The sequence below is a fragment of the Pseudomonas helleri genome (assembly GCF_045830615.1).
Classification (GTDB): Bacteria; Pseudomonadota; Gammaproteobacteria; order Pseudomonadales; family Pseudomonadaceae; genus Aquipseudomonas; species Aquipseudomonas helleri.
In genome coordinates, this window is sequence record NZ_CP174501.1 from 964,922 (window position 1) to 980,390 (window position 15,469).

Genomic DNA, 15,469 nt, shown 5'->3' on the forward strand with positions numbered 1-15,469 from the left:
AAAGCAACAGAACATCGCCCGGCGATCAACCGCCGGGCGACAACGCATTCAACGATCAGCGCACAGGCGGTGCGTATTGAATGCCGCCGTTGTTCCACAGCGCGTTCAGCCCGCGGTCGATTTGCAGAGGGCTGCCTTTGCCCAGGTTTCGCTCAAAAACTTCGCCGTAGTTGCCGACTTGTTTGACGATCTGCACCACCCAGTCCTTGCGCAGCTTCAGGTCTTTGCCGTATTCGCCGTCGGCACCCAGCAGGCGGGCTACGTCGGGGTTCTTGCTGGTTTTGGCTTGAGCTTCCACGTTCTTCGACGTAATGCCCGCTTCTTCAGCGTTGAGCATGGCGTAACCCACCCAGCGCACGATGGCCAGCCAGTCGTCGTCGCCGTTGCGCACGATTGGGCCCAGCGGCTCTTTGGAAATGGTTTCTGGCAGGACGACGTAATCCTCAGGGTGGGCTAGTTTGCTGCGCTGTGCGTAGAGTTGGGACTTGTCGGAACTCAGTACGTCACAGCGGCCGGACTCCAGCGACTTGGCGCTTTCATCGGAGGTGTCGAAGGTGATCGGGCTGTACTTCAGATTATTGGCGCGAAAGTAGTCGGACACGTTCAGCTCGGTGGTGGTCCCGGCGAGGATGCACAGGGTTGCTCCGTCCAGTTCCTTGGCACTCTTTACGCCGAGCTTTTTGTTGACCAGGAAACCAACGCCGTCGTAATAGGCGATAAACCCCGGGAATTTCATGCCCATTCCTGCATCGCGGGAGCTGGTCATGGTGGTGTTGCGCGACAAGATGTCGATTTCGCCCGATTGCAGGGCAGTGAAGCGCTCCTTGGCATTCAACTGGCTGAATTTGACCTTGCTGGCGTCACCAAACACGGCGGCAGCCACCGCGCGGCAGACGTCAGCGTCAATGCCCAAAATCTTGCCGTGGGCATCCGGTACCGAGAAGCCCGGTAAACCATCGGAGACACCACATTGGATAAACCCTTTCTTCTGAATGGCGTCCAGTGTGGCGCCCGCCGAGGCGCCACTGGCAAGACCCATCAGGGACGTGGCGGCGAGCGTGAGCCCTGCAAGTTTCAATCTATTCATTCCAATGCCTCAAGTGATGTTTCATTGTTGTTATCGGATGCTTGAGTGTCTTCGCGTTCAAATAAGTGTTGAGCGAAGTAAGTGCCAGTCTCATTAAATGATCGGCACTAAAGTTGATGAAGGCTAAATGGGCTAGCCAAGAGCGCTTTTTATAAACAGCCTTTAATAGTGTTATTTATTCACAGGTACGCCAGAGAGCGTCAGTGCCCTTGCTTGAATAAGTTCTTGAACCAAAGAGGCCCACACTAAACCTTGTGTTGTGCCTCCGGCATAAGTTGCTCCGGCGGCAACACGATTAAATGCACACCAATGCACAATCGACAGGCCATCTTGAGTACCGGGCCGGGCGCATTCAATGATCTGTAAGTTGTCACTTTCGATCGCCTTGGCATAGGCGTTTGGGAAATGCCGGGCAACAGCGGCCAGGCAGGCGGCGAGTATGTGTTGTTTGTCCGCCGGGCTTGCATCGGGTGGCACCTGGCCGCCGGAGACAAGAATGTGGCCTGCGTCCAGGCGGCAATTCATGACGCCGATTGGCAACGCGTAGTGCAACTTGACCCCGCGCAGGTCGGCGCCTTCGTTGCCGACAGCGATCAATTTGAAAAACCAGCCGGTGATCGGTAAGACGTCTGGTTGCTCAACGCCCATGGCGGTGACGACGAAGTGCTCTCTGCTCAGTTCGGTCATTTGCCCCCGGCTCAGACGCTGGGGCCGGAACTGAACCCCGGCGCGCTGCAAAAGCGTCACCAGCTCGGCCATCACCTCGACAAACGCCAGCTCGTATCCCGATACCTCAACGGCGCGACTGATCCCGGGGATTGCATACTTGGCCTCAAATTGCTGCTGGCTGATCTCCAACGGCTCGCCGCCCGGCCTGCCACTCGGCCAAGGTGAACGTTCAATCGCGCATTGCTCGCCAATTGCTGCGTCTGCGCCTTCGTCTCCTTCTCGATAGGCCCGCACAATCCCTGCCTTGGCGAAAGGGCGCAGTGACGGGTTGTCGGCCAGGAGCTTTTCAAACAGCTCGATGCCTGCGCGATTACACGCAATGGCCAAGTGTTGATTGGCGGGCAGCAAGTAGTCGTTATGCAGCGGCTTTGCCGCCGTCTCTGTTGCAGACAGATGGCGCATATTGACGTTCTTGTGACTGGCGCCATCGCTCTCCTGATCCCCGCCGTAGACCGTGACCTGATAATTCGCCAGGCGGCACATCACCGCCTGGAGCAGACCATTGATGCCTCTGCCAATGATCGACACGCTGGGCGCTCCGGCCTCAACCGGCCTGGTCGGGATCATCAGTGAGCGGGCACATTGACGCCTGACAAGGCCGCGCAAGGCCGTAAGGCTCAGTTGCACGCAAACGGCATAGTCAAGGTCGCGCTGGCAGGCTTCAGTGGTTGCCGCCTGCGTCGTCAACGTCGCTGGCTGGCACCACGTTGAGGTGCTACAACCGAGCGCCAGGGTGCGCAGACGAAAGGCATCCAGTGTTGCGGGCCCGTAGTCGACGATCAACTGGATGCCTTGAGCCTTTGCCAGAGCCTGCAACGCCGCATCGCTGAACACCTGCGGTTTGGCGACACAGACCACGCGGGCCTGAGGGTTAAGGCTCTCAATGAGGGCACGGTCAATGCGCTGTGTGGAGCCCTCATTCAGTGACAAACAGATCGCGACGGCATTCGCCCCTTGCAATGCTTCAAGCCAGTCAACGACAAATGAGACCCGGTTAACCGGCGCTGGCGTTTGGCCGGGGCGCACTAACACCGTGACTCGGATGTCCGGGTTTTGCTCAAGCAACAGGTTGACCAGCGCTTTGCCGACATTGCCGTAGCCCAGCACGCTAACAGCCTGTGCAGTGCAGCCATCGGCCAGTGTCAGCCAATGGGCGATATAGGCCGCTACATGCGGCGCGTTAACCCCCGGCGTATTGATCACCCGAACATGGTTGGGTGCGCACAGGTCCAGCCGCACTTTATCCAGGCTCGAGCCTCTGCGAATCAGCACAAGATCGCCGAATGGGTGGCACGTTCGCCACAGGTCAATCACCTCGGCATCAATGCTTTGATCTCCGACAACGAGGGTTGAGGGGCGCAGCAGTGCGATCTGTATCAGCAACGTTTGCCGGGTTAATGTCGGGGGCATAAAGATCACATTGCTGGGCGCATCGGCTTTCCAGCCACTGGACACCGGCGCGATATGTAAGATGTTTTCGGTAGTGGCAATCAGTGATGCAGCAACTGGCGGAACGCAAGAGAGCCTCATAGCGTTATCTCCAACACTTCTGACCTGTTAATGCCTCACGCAGAGGCACTTAATAAAGTTGGCGTTGCAACAGTAAGCATGGGGTTTGAATGGGGGGTGAATATAGGGATTAACGTCAAGGGACTTTGAGTGAGATATGACCAAAGTTCAAGGCAAGTTGGATCGTTACTAATGTCTTGAACGTGATCATGATTAAGTCCCGTGTGATTTAAAAATGCGTCATCTAATTACCTCGGCAAAACTAGCAGTAACTAGCATCAAGGTCTGTAGGACGCTTCCTAAATTTCAGGATTACTTGATGTGGGTGTCGACTGCGACACCCACATCACCTCTAAGGGCGCCAGCCCAATTGGCTGGATATTTGTTGCGAGGCTTCCATGAGTTGTTTGACGTAGTCCTGCTTCAGTTCTTCGCGAAAGCGAAAGCACGGAAAGGACACGCTCATGCCACCGATCACATGGCCAAAGCGGTCCCTGATCGGCGCCGCCAGGCAGCGCATGTTGTCTTCGAATTCCTCATGGTCTTCGCCATAGCCTTGCTCGCGCACCAACGCCAGTTCGTGCAGGTACTCATCAATGCTGGTGAGGGTGTTGGCGGTTCGACGCTCAAAACTTTTTGCCTACTGGCGTGGCGAAGCCGCCGTCCGCCGCGAGGCCGACCCGCTCCCACCCTTGAGCAGTTTTATGCCGTACAGGATCAATACGCAAAAGCACTGCGGTGCTTTTGCACAAAGTCTTCCCAACGCACAGGCTGGCGGCCGGTAATGGCCGTGAAGTTGTCAAACGTGTCCTGGGCACCCGGGATGCTGTTGGCGGCCATGCGTTTAAAGTTGTCATACACGCAACTCATGTACGCCATCTCGGCACCGGCTGCACGCATGTTTTCCAGGAACACTTCGGGTGGCTGGGCGTCGTAGCGAAACGGCTGGCCCAATACCCGCGTCATGATGTTGGCCACGTCACCGTAGGATTGCACGTCGTAACCCAAGCGATATGTTTGGCCAGCGTGTGTGTCCGGGTGCAACAGCGCTTGTGCGGCCACGCGGGCAACGTCTTCGCCATCGACCCAACTGAACGGCGTATCGCCGGTGTACTGCTCAATCACCCCGGATTTCACCGCTTGAGTCCCGTCATAGCTCAGCAGGTTTTGCATAAAGCACTCAGGGCGCAAGTGGGTGAACGAAAAGCCCGACCATTCAATGTACCGCTCCACCAACTGGTGCCAGGCCCAATGCCCGATGCTGGCGTCGTCACGTCCACAGGCACCCAGGTGCACGATGTGCTGCACCCCGGCTTTTTTCGCCTGGTCCACAAACACTTTGCTTTGGCGCAGCATGTCGACGGTGTAACCGGTCACCAGCAAGACCCGGTCGATGCCCTGTAAGGCGGGCGCCAGGGTTTCTTCTTTATCAAAGTCCATGATCACCGTGCGGATGCCCTGCGCCTCGAACGGTTGGGCTTTGGCGGTTGAGCGCACCGCCGCGACCAAGGTGATGCTGTCGTCGTCCTGCAACAAGCGCAGCGTGTCACCGCCGATCTGGCCCGTGGCGCCGGTGATTAAAACGGTGGGTTTTTGCGAGGTCATAAAATCGCCTGTGGGGTGAGTAAAGTCGTGGCGCTGAGCTTACTGGGGAAATAGGGGCGTATTTACGATACCTTTTACCGAATAAAGTGAACTGAGTTCATCAATAAGAGGCCGTCATGTTTTCTTCCGAGCGCTTGAAGGGTATCGATGTGTTTGTCTGCGTCAGCGACTCGGGCAGTTTCAAGGCGGCGGCCGAGCGCATGAACCTCACCGCGTCTGCGGTGAGCAAAGGTATTGCGCGGCTGGAAAGCCGCTTGCAGGTGCGGCTGTTCAATCGCACCACCCGGCGCCTGGCCCTGACCGATGCGGGCACGGCGTTTTATCGCACGTGCACGGCCGTGCTGGCGGATCTGGAAGAAGCCGAGCTGACGCTGCACGCCGACTCAGCGCAGCCGCGCGGGCGTATTCGCATCGACCTGCCCGCCGCTTTTGGGCGCTTGCAGGCGTTGCCGGTGGTGTTGGCGTGTGTGCAACAGTACCCGCAGTTGCAGCCGCACCTGTCGTTTTCTGACCGCTTTATCGACCCGGTGGAAGAAGACGTCGACGTGGTGGTGCGCGTGGGCGGCCCGGACGTCTGGCCGGCGGCGTGGGGGCACCGTTATCTGGGCAGCGAGCGGCATGTGTTCTGCGCCTCGCCTGCTTACCTCAAGCAACACGGCGAGCCCGTGACCGAGCGCGATCTGGAGCATCACGTGTGCGTGGCTTACGGTCGCGCAGACGGCACTGTCAGCCCTTGGCGTTTTGTGGGCAAGCAGGGCGCCGCCATGGAGCGTCGGGTGATGTCAGCGCAGTACATCGTCGGCGATGGCGAGGCGCAGGTCATCACGGTCATGGCCGGTTGCGGGATCGCGCAGTTGCCCACCTGGCTGATCAAGCAACAACTGGCCGAGGGCAGCCTGGTCGAAGTGCTCCCGCACCTGGCGAGCGAGGGGTTGGCGATTCATTTGGTGTGGCCCAAAAACCGTGATGCGTTACCCAAGGTCAAGGTGCTGTTGCAGGCACTGGCGCAGGGCTTGATGCCCGGCTTACAGCGGTAGCACCCGGTCATTGATAACGTTCTTCATCACCAGCGTCGACACCAGCCGCTGCACGTTGGGCAACGAGGTGAGGTGTTCGTCGTAAAGGCGCTGAAAGGCCGGCAAGTCTTTGGTGATGACTTGCAGCAAGTAATCCGGGTCGCCGAACAGGCGCTGCGCTTCGATGATCTGCGGGATCTGAGGCAGCGCCGCCTCAAAGTCGGCAATGGCCTGGCGGGTGACTTCGCGCAAGGTCACGAACACGATCGCAGAAAAGCTCAAGCCCAGTTCCTTGGGCGCCAGCAGGGCGCGATAGCCCAGGATCACCCCCGATTCCTCCAACGCCCGCACCCGTCGATGGCACGGCGAAAGGCTGAGGCCCACGCGTTCTGCGAGTTCAGTGAGGGACAAGCGGCCATCGGCGTGCAGCTCAGCGAGAATCTTGCGGTCAATTCGATCCACGTGGAAGAACCTTCTAGGTTGATAGCGCTCTAGGGGGATAAACGAAAGATAATCCTATCAGCATTTCCCTATTCTTCTACGGGCTGCCCACGCTTCAAAACGGCGTGGTGTACACCCCTCCGGCTCACTGTAGAAGGTAGAACCCTGTGACTCTCAGCGTATTGGCCGCTTTTTGGGCGGTGTCTTTTCTGTTCATCATTACCCCCGGTGCAGACTGGGCCTACGCGATTTCTGCGGGTATGCGCGGGCGTCTGGTAACCCCTGCGGTGGCCGGTTTGCTCTCGGGGCATTTGCTGGCGACGGTGGTGGTCGCGGCCGGGGTTGGCGGGTTGGTGGCGAGCCACCCGATGATCTTGCGGGCCATGACCATTGCCGGTTCCGGGTATTTGCTCTGGTTGGGCATCAGCATGATTCGTCACCCCTCGACGCCCGAGTCAGGCAGCGTGCAAGTGGCCGATTCCGGGTTGCGCTGGGCCTGGAAGGGGCTGTGTGTCAGCGGCTTGAACCCCAAGGTGTTTCTGCTGTTTTTGGCTTTGCTGCCGCAGTTCACTGACCCGCTGTCCGTGTGGCCGATACCCGCGCAAATTGTCGCCTTGGGCGCACTGCACGCGTTCAGCTGTGGCGTGGTGTACCTGATGGTCGGCTTCGGTGCCAAGGCCGTGTTGCAGACCCGCCCCAGCGCGGCGCAAAACGTCAGCCGCGTGTCGGGCGCGATCATGATCGTGATTGCCGTGGTGTTGCTGGCTGAGCAAGTGCTGCATTAAAAGCGGCTATGCTCCAGCGACAACCTTTAGGGAGGGACGCAACGTGACGACTGACACCACACCGCACGCGGTGGTTGAATTCTGGAAGCAGGCCGGCCCCACGCACTGGTTTGCCAAGGACGAGGCCTTCGACAAGCGCTTTCGTGAGACCTTCTACACCGCGCACTTTCAGGCCGCCAGGCGCGAGCTTGAGCCTTGGGCCGCACATCCAGATGGCGCGCTGGCGTTGCTGCTGTTGCTGGACCAATACCCGCGCAATGCCTTCCGTGGCACCGCGCACATGTTCGCCACCGACCCGTTGGCGCGTTTTTACGCCCGCAAGGTGATTGAGGCGCAGCTGGATCAACAGATTGAAGTGGCGTTGCGCGGGTTCTGTTACTTGCCGTTTGAGCATTCCGAAGACGCCGATGACCAGCGCCTGTCGTTGGAACTGCATGAAAAACTCAACCCCCAAGACATCCGTTGGGCCAAGGAACACGCCGATATCATTGAGCGCTTCGGGCGTTTTCCCCATCGCAACGACGTCTTGGGGCGTGTCTCGACCGAAGAGGAACGCGCGTTCCTCGCCGCGGGTGGATTTGCTGGCTGACGCGATGTGCACGTGTCTCGCGATCTTTTTGAAAGATCAAAAGATCGCGAGGCAAGCTCGCTCCTACAGAGATTAGAGATCAGAAATCAGCTTTGAGTGACATGACAAAATTGCGCGGTTCGCCATAGAAATTGCCGAAGCCTTCGGTGCCGACGGTCACGTAGTAGCGCTTGTCGAACAGGTTGTTGCCGTTCAGTGCCACCGACCAGGTGTCGTCGATGCGATAGCTCACGCGGCCGTTCCACACGGCGTAGCCTGACTGGGTCATGTCATTGCCGCTGATGGGCGAGACGCGGTAGTTGCTGCTCTGGGCATTGACCCCGGCGCCCACACTGACGCGGTCCAGCGCGCCGCTCAGGCCGTAGTCGGCCCACACTCGCAGCAAGTGGCGCGGCACGTAAGAGTTATAGGGCACGCCATTTTGCGCGGCGTCGGCGTCTTCCAGCACTTTGGTCTGGGTGTAGGTATAGCCGGCCAGCAGTTGCAGGCGATCAATGACTTCGCCGCTCACTTCGGCTTCAAAACCCTGGGCGCGCACTTTGCCGGAGTTTTGCGAGCAACTGCTGTCGGGGCACAGCGGATCATCTTGGGCGGCATCTTTTTGAATCGTACGGAACAGGTTGAAGGCGCTGTTCAGACGCCCGTCAAACCATTCGCCCTTGATGCCCACTTCGTAACTCTGGCCAACCAATGGCTTGAGCGTGGCGCCGCTCAGGGTTCTGTAGTTGCCTTGCGGGGTGAAAATGTCGGTGTAGCTGGCGTAGGCGGTCAGGTTGTCATTGAGGTCGAACAACACGGCGGCAAACGGGGTGACTTGCCCGGTTTCTTTGGCTTGGGTATGCACCGGGGTGCCTTCACCGCGCCAGTACGACACGGAGTCGCTCTTGGAGGAGTACCAGCTCACCCGGCTGCCCACTACTAATGTCAGCGGTTCGGCCAGTTTCAGGCGGGCGATGGAGTAGGCGCCGTATTGCTTGATGCGCATGTCCATCGGGCCGCCACGGGTGGCATTGGCCAGGTAGTAGCTGTCGTCGGGCTGCGGCAGGTGGTGGTTGGGGTCAAATACGTTTTGCCGATCCGGGAGCAACGCCACAGCGAAGAAGTCATCCTTTCGGGAGCGACTGGCATTGGCCCCGACCGTGAGTTCGTGCTGCTGGCCAAAGGCATCGAAGGTGCCGTTAAGGTAGGCGTCAAAACCGTAGTCGACTTGGTCATAGTCATAGGTGCTGCCAATGACCAGTGTGTTCGATTGGGTGGCACCCACCGGTACCGAGCCGCTGGGGAAGGCGTATTCCATGTCCTGGGTGTTTTTGGAGTAGACCCCGGCAACCTTCACGGCCCAATCGTCATTGAGTTGATGTTTTAAATCGCCGAACCAGGTGGTGCGCTTGCTACGCTGATGGTTCCACGCCGGGTTCAGGCACGTGGAGCGCTTGAGCTTCAGGTCACTGCCATCGGCATAGCGCGGCAAACCGCCCCAGCAGGGTGTGGCGTCGACGTCTTCATAGGCCAGGCCGATGCCCAGCGTGGTGTCGGGGCTCAGGTCGATATCCAGCGCACCGTAGTAGATCTGGTCCTTGCGCTGCCCGACGTCGTAGAAATACTGGCGCGTTTGTTCGGTGATCACTGCCCGGCCGCGCACGCTGCCGGTGTCGTTCAGCGGGCCGCCCGTGTCGATCTGCCCGCGGTAGTTGTCCCATGTGCCAGCTGACAGCGACAGTTGGGTGTGCGGGGTGTATTCGCCGCGCTTGCGCACAAAGTTCACGCCGCCCGAGGTGCCGCCCGCGCCTTTCATCATCCCGGCGGCGCCGCGCAGCACTTCTACCCGGTCGTAGATCGCCATGTCGCTGTTGAAGCTGTCGGCCTGCACGTAGCTGCTGCCAATGTCCAACGGCACGCCATCGTACTGGTATTGGCCGGTCATGCGAAAGCCACGGGAGTAGAAGTACTTGCCGCCCATGGGCGAGTCGTACACGGTGATGCCCGGAGTTTTTTCCATCACCTGCTCGATGGTGTTGAGGTTCTGGTCATCGAGCATTTTGCGGGTCATGACGGTGATGGACTGCGGGGTTTCCTTGAGGCTGTGCGCGCCCTTGCCGATGGTTACGGCGCGCGCGCTGTAGGAGCCTGAACCTTCAGTGGTGGCATCCAGGCTGCGCTCGGTAATGCTGGTGACGCCCAGTTGCAATGCCTGCGCATCGTGTGGTGCCGGTTCGACGCTGAAGCTGCCTTGCGCGGTGATGCGCAATTGCAGGCCGCTGCCGCGCAGGGCTGTTTCCATGGCGTGCTCTGGCGATATCTGGCCGATCACCGCAGGTGCCTGTTTGCCCTGTACCAGCCCCGGTTCCAGCGACACGATGTGCCCGCTTTGGCTGGCGATGGCGTTCAACGTCGTGGCCAGGGGACCTGCGGGCACATTGAAATTGACCTCTTGGGCTTGCACCCAGGCAGGGTTGGCCAGGGCGGCAAGGGCTACAGCGGCGTAACGGGTGTGGGGCCACGGGTTGAGCACAGCATTCTCCTGATCGTGTGGAAGTCTCAGGAGATAGGTGGGCTGAGAATTAAAAACCGGACACGGATGCGAGCAATTATCAAAAATATTTTGCGCCGTGGCTCAGGCCGGCCGGATCAACGTCAGCCACGGGCTGTAGCGGTCCACGCGAATGGGTAGGGTTTCGGCCAACGCGGTGTAGGCCCGGTCGGGGTCATTCAGCGGGTACACGCCTTGTACACGCAGGCCGCGCACTTCAGGGGCGACACGCACCAGCCCGCGGGTGTAAGGGCGCAGCGCATCGACCACCTGCGCCAGGGAGTCATCCAGCACGTTCAGCCGACCGTTCAACCACTCGGCGCGGTAATGCTGATCGCCGGCTTGCGGCACGATCTGCCGGGGGTAGAGCAGGGCAGACTGGCCTTCTTGCAGGGCCAGGGTGGTGCCGTTGAACAACCGGGTTACAACCGCATGCTCAAGGACCACGACGCGGCTGGCCGCTGATTCTTGCGAGACCAGAAAGCGCGTGCCCAAGGCTTGTACCTCGCCCTCGGCGGTGCGCACGCGAAGCGGACGACGCGCATCGGGCGCAACCTGAATCACTAACTCGCCACGGCGTAAAATCACCAGCCGTTGCTGGCTGTTGAAGTGCAGGTCAACCGCGCTGTTGGCATTGAGGCTAAGGCGGCTGCCATCGGCCAGGTTAAAGTCGTCGCGCTCACCCACCCCGGTCGACAAATCGGCCAGCAACGATTCACCCAACGGGCTGCTGGCGCCCAGCCATAACCCCCCGCCGAGCAGGCCCAAACCGGCCAGCGTGCGCAAAGCGTCCCGTCGTGTGGTGCTCGGTTGCAGCAGCACTAACCGTGCTTCACCCGCCTGGCCAGGCAAGCGCCGGTCCAGCGCGCGAACGGTATTGAACGAGCCACCGAGGCGCTTTTGCAGGGTGTCCCACGCGTGCACATGCGCCGGGTCTGCGGCCAGCCATGCGTTGAAACGCTCCAGCAAGGCGGCGTCTGGCGTGTCAGCGCGCAGCTTCACCATCCAGTCAATGCTCTGTTCGCTGACCGGGTCCAGGCGTAACTCGCTCATAGCGCTGCCTCGCACAGATAACACTGGCGCAATGCCTGTTTCATGTAGCGGCTGACGGTGCGTTCCGACAGGCCGAGTTTTTGCGCAATCGCCACATAGCTCAGGCCGTCCAGCTGGCTATACAAAAAGGTGGCCTTGACCACCAGTGGCAAGCCATCGATAGCCCGGTCGATGGCCACCAGCGCTTCAATTAACAGCAACTGTTCTTCGGGGGAGGGCACCACGGTTTCCGGGAGCAAGGCCAGGCGTTCCAGATAGGCACTTTCCAGTTTGCCGCGTCGGTGCCGATCGAAAATCAAACGTCGCGCAATCGTCGATAAATAAGCCCGCGGCTGCTCGATGCTGTCCGGGTCGACCCGCGCGGCGAGCATTTGGCAAAACGTGTCGGCTGCCGTGTCCTCGGCATCCGCAGGGTTACGCACGCGCCGACGAATATGCTGCAGCAACCAACGGTGGTGATCGCTGAAAAAGAAGCCCAGCTTGCGAGTCGAGAGAGGTTGCACCGGTCGGTTTTCCAGAAGGTGAGTGCGAATCGTTCTCAAGTCTAGCGGCGATATGATGGCAACTGCAATCACCGCCGAGCGAAACATATGATCTGGGTCTCGTGACGGGTTTTAGGCCTGGGCTATAGTGGCGCCAGCCTGAACACCTCGACCTGATGTGGAGTCACCGATGACGTACCGAGCCTTGCTGACCTTGCTTGTGACCCTGAATGCCGGACTGTTTAGCCTGGGGGCTGTGGCGGCGGGCGATGCAGAGGCGGGTGGCAAGTTATTCACCAAGACCTGCGGCGGGTGCCACAGCATCGGGGAAAACGCCCGCAGCGGTTTTGGGCCGCACTTGAATGGTGTGATCGGGCGCCAGGCCGGGAGTTTGCCGGGTTACCAGTTTTCGCAGGCGATGAAAAATTCAGGCGTGGTCTGGACCCCCGAGACACTCGCGGCGTACATCGAAGCTCCGAAAAAAGTGGTGAAGGGCACGCGCATGATTTTCTGGGGCATCAGCGACCCGGAGAAAATCGCCAACCTGCTGGCCTATATCGAAACCTTCAAAGACCAGTAATCACAGGATGTCTTGCAAATAATCCTTGAGGGTCAGCAGCGGCGCGTTCAGTTGCTCAAGGCTGTGCGCCTGTTGGACCCCAAGCGCCAGCTTCTGCAATTCGCGACCCATGGGCGAGTCCGCACCACCGATGGCGTCCATGGCCAGGTCGATGCACTCATCAATTTTGGCCTTGATCGCCTCCAGGTCGCCCTTGCGCACCAGAAAAGCAAACACATCACGCTGGTAGTCACTCATGACCCTGTCGTCGCGCAGAATCGGGCTTTGGCCCTCAGCTTCGTAGGCGAGCTTGAGCGAGAAAAGGGCGACGGTTTCCAGCGGGCGTTCCATGGGGCGGGGTCCTGTGGCGGGGATTGAGCGGGGGATGATGGCTTTTTTGCCGGTGAAAAAAAAGTCTTGGGTATCAGTAAAAACGCCGCCGTCTCATCATTGAGAGGGCGGCGCTATGAGCGTTACCGGTTTAGAACGTGTACTTGGTCGTCAACATCACGTTACGCGGCGGGCCATAAGAGCCGCTGCGGAAGTTCTCGTCCAGCGAGCTGATGTACTTTTTGTCGAACACGTTGTTGAGGGTGGCCGTGGCCGACCACTGTGGTGTGAGTTGATAGCGCGCCATCAGGTTGGCAACGGCGTAGTCGCTTTGCTTGACCTTGGCCGGGGTGGTGAGTTGCCAGCTGTCCACGGTCATATGGATTGCACTTTGCCAGTTGACCCCGCCGCCGAGGGTCACGCGGTCCAGTTCGCCAGGCAGGCGGTAGGTGGTCCAGACCTTCAGCATGTCGGCCGGGATGATGGTTTTGACGCGTTCGTTATCAGCGTCTTTGACCACGCTGTGGCTATAGCTGGCGCTGAGGTTCCAGTCGGGCAGCAGTTCGCCGCTGACTTCCATATCAATGCCACGGGTTTTGGTCTTTTTCGCGACATATGCGGTCAGGTTGTCGTTGCCGATCACCAGCCCGTCGGCGATGGCGTCGTTGTCCAGGTCAACTTCAAACAGCGCAATGGCGGTGTTCAAGCGGCCGTCGTAGTAATCACTCTTGAGACCGATTTCGTAGTTGTCGCCTTTACGCGGGTCCAGCAAGTTGCCGCTGGTGTTGCGGTAGGGTTGCGGCTTGAAGATGCTGGTGTAGCTGGCGTAGACCGAGTGGTTGGGGGTCAGGTCATAGACCACTCCGGCGTACGGCGTGACCTTGCCGTTGACCCGCAAGGTGTCATCGGTGTTGAAGCGCTGCATGTTCGCGACGTTGTAATGCAGAAAGGCATCGTAGCGATAGTTGCTCACGCGTGTGCCAAGGATGACAGAGAGGTCATCGGTGGGTTTGAGCCGGGTGGCCAGGTACACACCGTTCTGCCATTGGTTGATGTTGTCGTCTTCGCGGTTGAAGTTGTAAGAGGCGTTGGGCGCGTAGTTGTCCCAGTTGTAAATATTCACCGGCTTGCCGCTGACGCCATTGTCGCTGGTGCCGTTGGCCAGCAGGTTGCCGAAGCCGTTACGGCGGTTTTCGTAGCTCTGATAGTTAAACCCCACCACCAGTTCGTGCTCGCGCCCCAGCCATTGGTAAGGGCCGGACAGCATCACATCCAGGCCTTTTTGCTCTTGGGTATTGTCGCCCTTGGTCGCGGTGTAACTCAGGCCGCTGCCGGTCTGCGGGTTAAGGAACCCCGTGGTGGTACCGACGATGATCGAGTCGTACTCGCGGGTGCCGTACAGGGAGTTGGCAGAGACCTTCAGCGTCCAGTCATGGGCCAGTTTTTGCTCGATCGAGGCGAAGGCATTCACCGACTCCTGGCGGTTGGTGCTGTCGCGGCTGGCCGGGTTTTCGCTGCGCGACAGGTGCAGTTGGTTGCCCTTGTTGTCCACCATCGGCAGGCCGGTGGTAGAGAAACCGCGCGGGTCGTTGTAAAGGTATTCGGCCCCGACGGTCAGCAGCGTGCTGTCACTCAGGTCGGCTTCTGCCACGCCGTAGAGGATGGTTTTTTCCTGCTGCAGGTAATCGGTAAAGCTGTTGGCTTGCTGATAGGCGGCGACGGCGCGCCCGCGCACATTACCGGTCGGCGTCAGCGGGCCGGACACGTCCACTTCCGTGCGGTACAGGTCCCATGAGCCGAGGCCGGCGCTGAAGTAACCCTGGAACGTCGATGTGGGCTTTTTGCGCACCATATTGATGGTGCCGGAAGGGTCGCCCGTGCCGGAGAGCAAACCGGACGCACCGCGCAGCACTTCGATGTGGTCATAAATCGCCATGTCTGACAGCGCTTGTGGCAATGCCTGGCTGAACGCGAATGAGGTGGTCGGCATGCCGTCGTATTGATAGTTATCAATCGCCAACCCGCGGGAGAACACATACAGGCGATCACTGCCGGGGCTTTGCACGTTGATACCGGGCGTTTGCTCCAGCACCGAGCCGATGCTGCTGAGGTTTTGGTCGTCGATGCGCTGACGGGTCATGACGCTGACAGACTGGGGCGTCTCTTTAAGGCTCAGGTTGAGCTTGGTGGCCGTAGCCGTGGAGCCGGTGGTGTAGGAACCGGTATTTTCGCTGACTTCACCCAGCGCTTGGCCGGTGATCGACGTGGCCCCCAGTTGCAACGAGCCATCCTTTGCTGCGGGCACCAGCACGTACGCCCCATTGGCCTGGCGCTGAGCCTGCAAGCCACTGCCTGCCAGCAAGCGCGCAAGGCCTTCGTCAACGCCATAAGTGCCGTTAAGGCCCGACGTGGTCATGCCTTGGGTTTGTTCGGCGTTAAACGACAGCGTCACATTCGCCGCCGTCGCAAACAGGCTCAGCGCGGTGCCCAGTGAGCCGGCATTGATCTGGTAGGCGTGGGTCTGGGTTTGCGCCGACACGTGGGGGGCGACCAAGGCTGCGGCCGCAGAGGCACCGAGCGCCACCGCCAGGCGAATGGCCTGCGCGAGCGGCTTGGCGGCGCTAAGGGTAAATCGTGACATACAGGTTTCCTTCCGTTGGCAGGGGCAGAGGCGCAGCTGTGATCGCTGCTTTCTGTACATGGCCGAACGAAAACTGAAATCGGCAACCCTTAGTGGGAATTATTCGCAAAAAA

The 15,469-nt window shown here is 59.6% G+C and carries 13 protein-coding genes and 1 pseudogene; 4 read left to right on the plus strand and 10 right to left on the minus strand.

Features of this window, described 5'->3' with window-relative positions:
- Positions 1 to 55: 55 nt before the first annotated feature.
- The 4 genes and pseudogenes from ACJJU9_RS04495 to ACJJU9_RS04510 form a co-directional block, all read right to left on the minus strand.
- Complete coding sequence (locus ACJJU9_RS04495; RefSeq protein WP_407730949.1) at positions 56 to 1,039, minus strand: amino acid ABC transporter substrate-binding protein; 984 nt, start codon at positions 1,037 to 1,039, stop codon at positions 56 to 58.
- Between the two features lie 219 nt (positions 1,040 to 1,258).
- Positions 1,259 to 3,346, minus strand: coding sequence for an FAD-dependent oxidoreductase (locus ACJJU9_RS04500; RefSeq protein WP_407730148.1), 2,088 nt, complete (start codon positions 3,344 to 3,346; stop codon positions 1,259 to 1,261).
- Between the two features lie 331 nt (positions 3,347 to 3,677).
- Positions 3,678 to 3,947, minus strand: a pseudogene (locus tag ACJJU9_RS04505) (IclR family transcriptional regulator C-terminal domain-containing protein); the annotation flags it as partial.
- Between the two features lie 95 nt (positions 3,948 to 4,042).
- Entirely contained in the window at positions 4,043 to 4,930 is an 888-nt protein-coding gene (locus tag ACJJU9_RS04510) for an SDR family oxidoreductase (protein WP_407730149.1), read from the minus strand.
- 116 nt (positions 4,931 to 5,046) lie between these two features.
- Between ACJJU9_RS04510 and ACJJU9_RS04515 the strand changes: the two genes are divergently transcribed.
- On the plus strand, positions 5,047 to 5,967 hold the full coding sequence (locus tag ACJJU9_RS04515; protein ID WP_153374357.1) for a LysR family transcriptional regulator: 921 nt from the start codon (positions 5,047 to 5,049) through the stop codon (positions 5,965 to 5,967).
- On the opposite strand, the gene ACJJU9_RS04520 is transcribed toward ACJJU9_RS04515, so the two are convergent.
- Positions 5,956 to 6,408: an Lrp/AsnC family transcriptional regulator gene (locus ACJJU9_RS04520; protein ID WP_048367120.1), complete on the minus strand. Its 453-nt coding sequence runs from the start codon at positions 6,406 to 6,408 to the stop codon at positions 5,956 to 5,958. The two genes, ACJJU9_RS04515 and ACJJU9_RS04520, sit on opposite strands and share 12 nt — an antisense overlap.
- A gap of 146 nt (positions 6,409 to 6,554) precedes the next feature.
- On the opposite strand from ACJJU9_RS04520, the gene ACJJU9_RS04525 reads away from it, so the two are divergent.
- Positions 6,555 to 7,172, plus strand: a complete 618-nt coding sequence (locus tag ACJJU9_RS04525; protein ID WP_048367118.1) for a LysE family translocator — start codon at positions 6,555 to 6,557, stop codon at positions 7,170 to 7,172.
- Between the two features lie 43 nt (positions 7,173 to 7,215).
- Complete coding sequence (locus ACJJU9_RS04530) at positions 7,216 to 7,761, plus strand: DUF924 family protein (protein WP_407730150.1); 546 nt, start codon at positions 7,216 to 7,218, stop codon at positions 7,759 to 7,761.
- Positions 7,762 to 7,840: 79 nt separating this feature from the next.
- On the opposite strand, the gene ACJJU9_RS04535 is transcribed toward ACJJU9_RS04530, so the two are convergent.
- The 3 genes from ACJJU9_RS04535 to ACJJU9_RS04545 form a co-directional block, all read right to left on the minus strand.
- The gene (locus tag ACJJU9_RS04535) at positions 7,841 to 10,273 is read right to left on the minus strand and encodes a TonB-dependent siderophore receptor (protein WP_407730151.1); all 2,433 of its coding nucleotides are present in this window, start codon (positions 10,271 to 10,273) and stop codon (positions 7,841 to 7,843) included.
- Positions 10,274 to 10,375: 102 nt separating this feature from the next.
- Positions 10,376 to 11,344: a FecR family protein gene (locus tag ACJJU9_RS04540; protein ID WP_407730152.1), complete on the minus strand. Its 969-nt coding sequence runs from the start codon at positions 11,342 to 11,344 to the stop codon at positions 10,376 to 10,378.
- Complete coding sequence (locus ACJJU9_RS04545) at positions 11,341 to 11,847, minus strand: sigma-70 family RNA polymerase sigma factor (RefSeq protein ID WP_407730153.1); 507 nt, start codon at positions 11,845 to 11,847, stop codon at positions 11,341 to 11,343. Before ACJJU9_RS04545 ends, ACJJU9_RS04540 begins: the two co-directional genes overlap by 4 nt.
- 169 nt (positions 11,848 to 12,016) lie before the next feature.
- Here ACJJU9_RS04545 and ACJJU9_RS04550 point away from each other — a divergent pair, with 169 nt between their 5' ends.
- Positions 12,017 to 12,406 carry a c-type cytochrome gene (locus ACJJU9_RS04550; protein ID WP_407730154.1) on the plus strand — a complete coding sequence of 130 codons (390 nt, stop codon included), beginning with the start codon at positions 12,017 to 12,019 and terminating at the stop codon, positions 12,404 to 12,406.
- Here ACJJU9_RS04550 and ACJJU9_RS04555 read toward each other — a convergent pair whose 3' ends face one another.
- Positions 12,407 to 12,736: a hypothetical protein gene (locus ACJJU9_RS04555; protein WP_407730155.1), complete on the minus strand. Its 330-nt coding sequence runs from the start codon at positions 12,734 to 12,736 to the stop codon at positions 12,407 to 12,409.
- A 130-nt stretch (positions 12,737 to 12,866) separates the two neighbouring features.
- A complete protein-coding gene (locus ACJJU9_RS04560) occupies positions 12,867 to 15,356 on the minus strand; it encodes a TonB-dependent siderophore receptor (RefSeq protein WP_407730156.1) in 2,490 nt (829 codons plus the stop codon).
- Positions 15,357 to 15,469 lie beyond the last annotated feature (113 nt).

Excerpts from the sequence above, each read along its gene's own strand:
- ACJJU9_RS04495 (WP_407730949.1), bottom strand. The coding sequence starts at position 1,039 with ATGGGTCTTGCCAGTGGCGCCTCGGCGGGCGCCACACTGGACGCCATT.
- ACJJU9_RS04500 (WP_407730148.1), bottom strand. The coding sequence starts at position 3,346 with ATGAGGCTCTCTTGCGTTCCGCCAGTTGCTGCATCACTGATTGCCACT.
- ACJJU9_RS04510 (WP_407730149.1), bottom strand. The coding sequence starts at position 4,930 with ATGACCTCGCAAAAACCCACCGTTTTAATCACCGGCGCCACGGGCCAG.
- ACJJU9_RS04515 (WP_153374357.1), top strand. The coding sequence starts at position 5,047 with ATGTTTTCTTCCGAGCGCTTGAAGGGTATCGATGTGTTTGTCTGCGTC.
- ACJJU9_RS04540 (WP_407730152.1), bottom strand. The coding sequence starts at position 11,344 with ATGAGCGAGTTACGCCTGGACCCGGTCAGCGAACAGAGCATTGACTGG.
- ACJJU9_RS04550 (WP_407730154.1), top strand. The coding sequence starts at position 12,017 with ATGACGTACCGAGCCTTGCTGACCTTGCTTGTGACCCTGAATGCCGGA.
- ACJJU9_RS04555 (WP_407730155.1), bottom strand. The coding sequence starts at position 12,736 with ATGGAACGCCCGCTGGAAACCGTCGCCCTTTTCTCGCTCAAGCTCGCC.
- ACJJU9_RS04560 (WP_407730156.1), bottom strand. The coding sequence starts at position 15,356 with ATGTCACGATTTACCCTTAGCGCCGCCAAGCCGCTCGCGCAGGCCATT.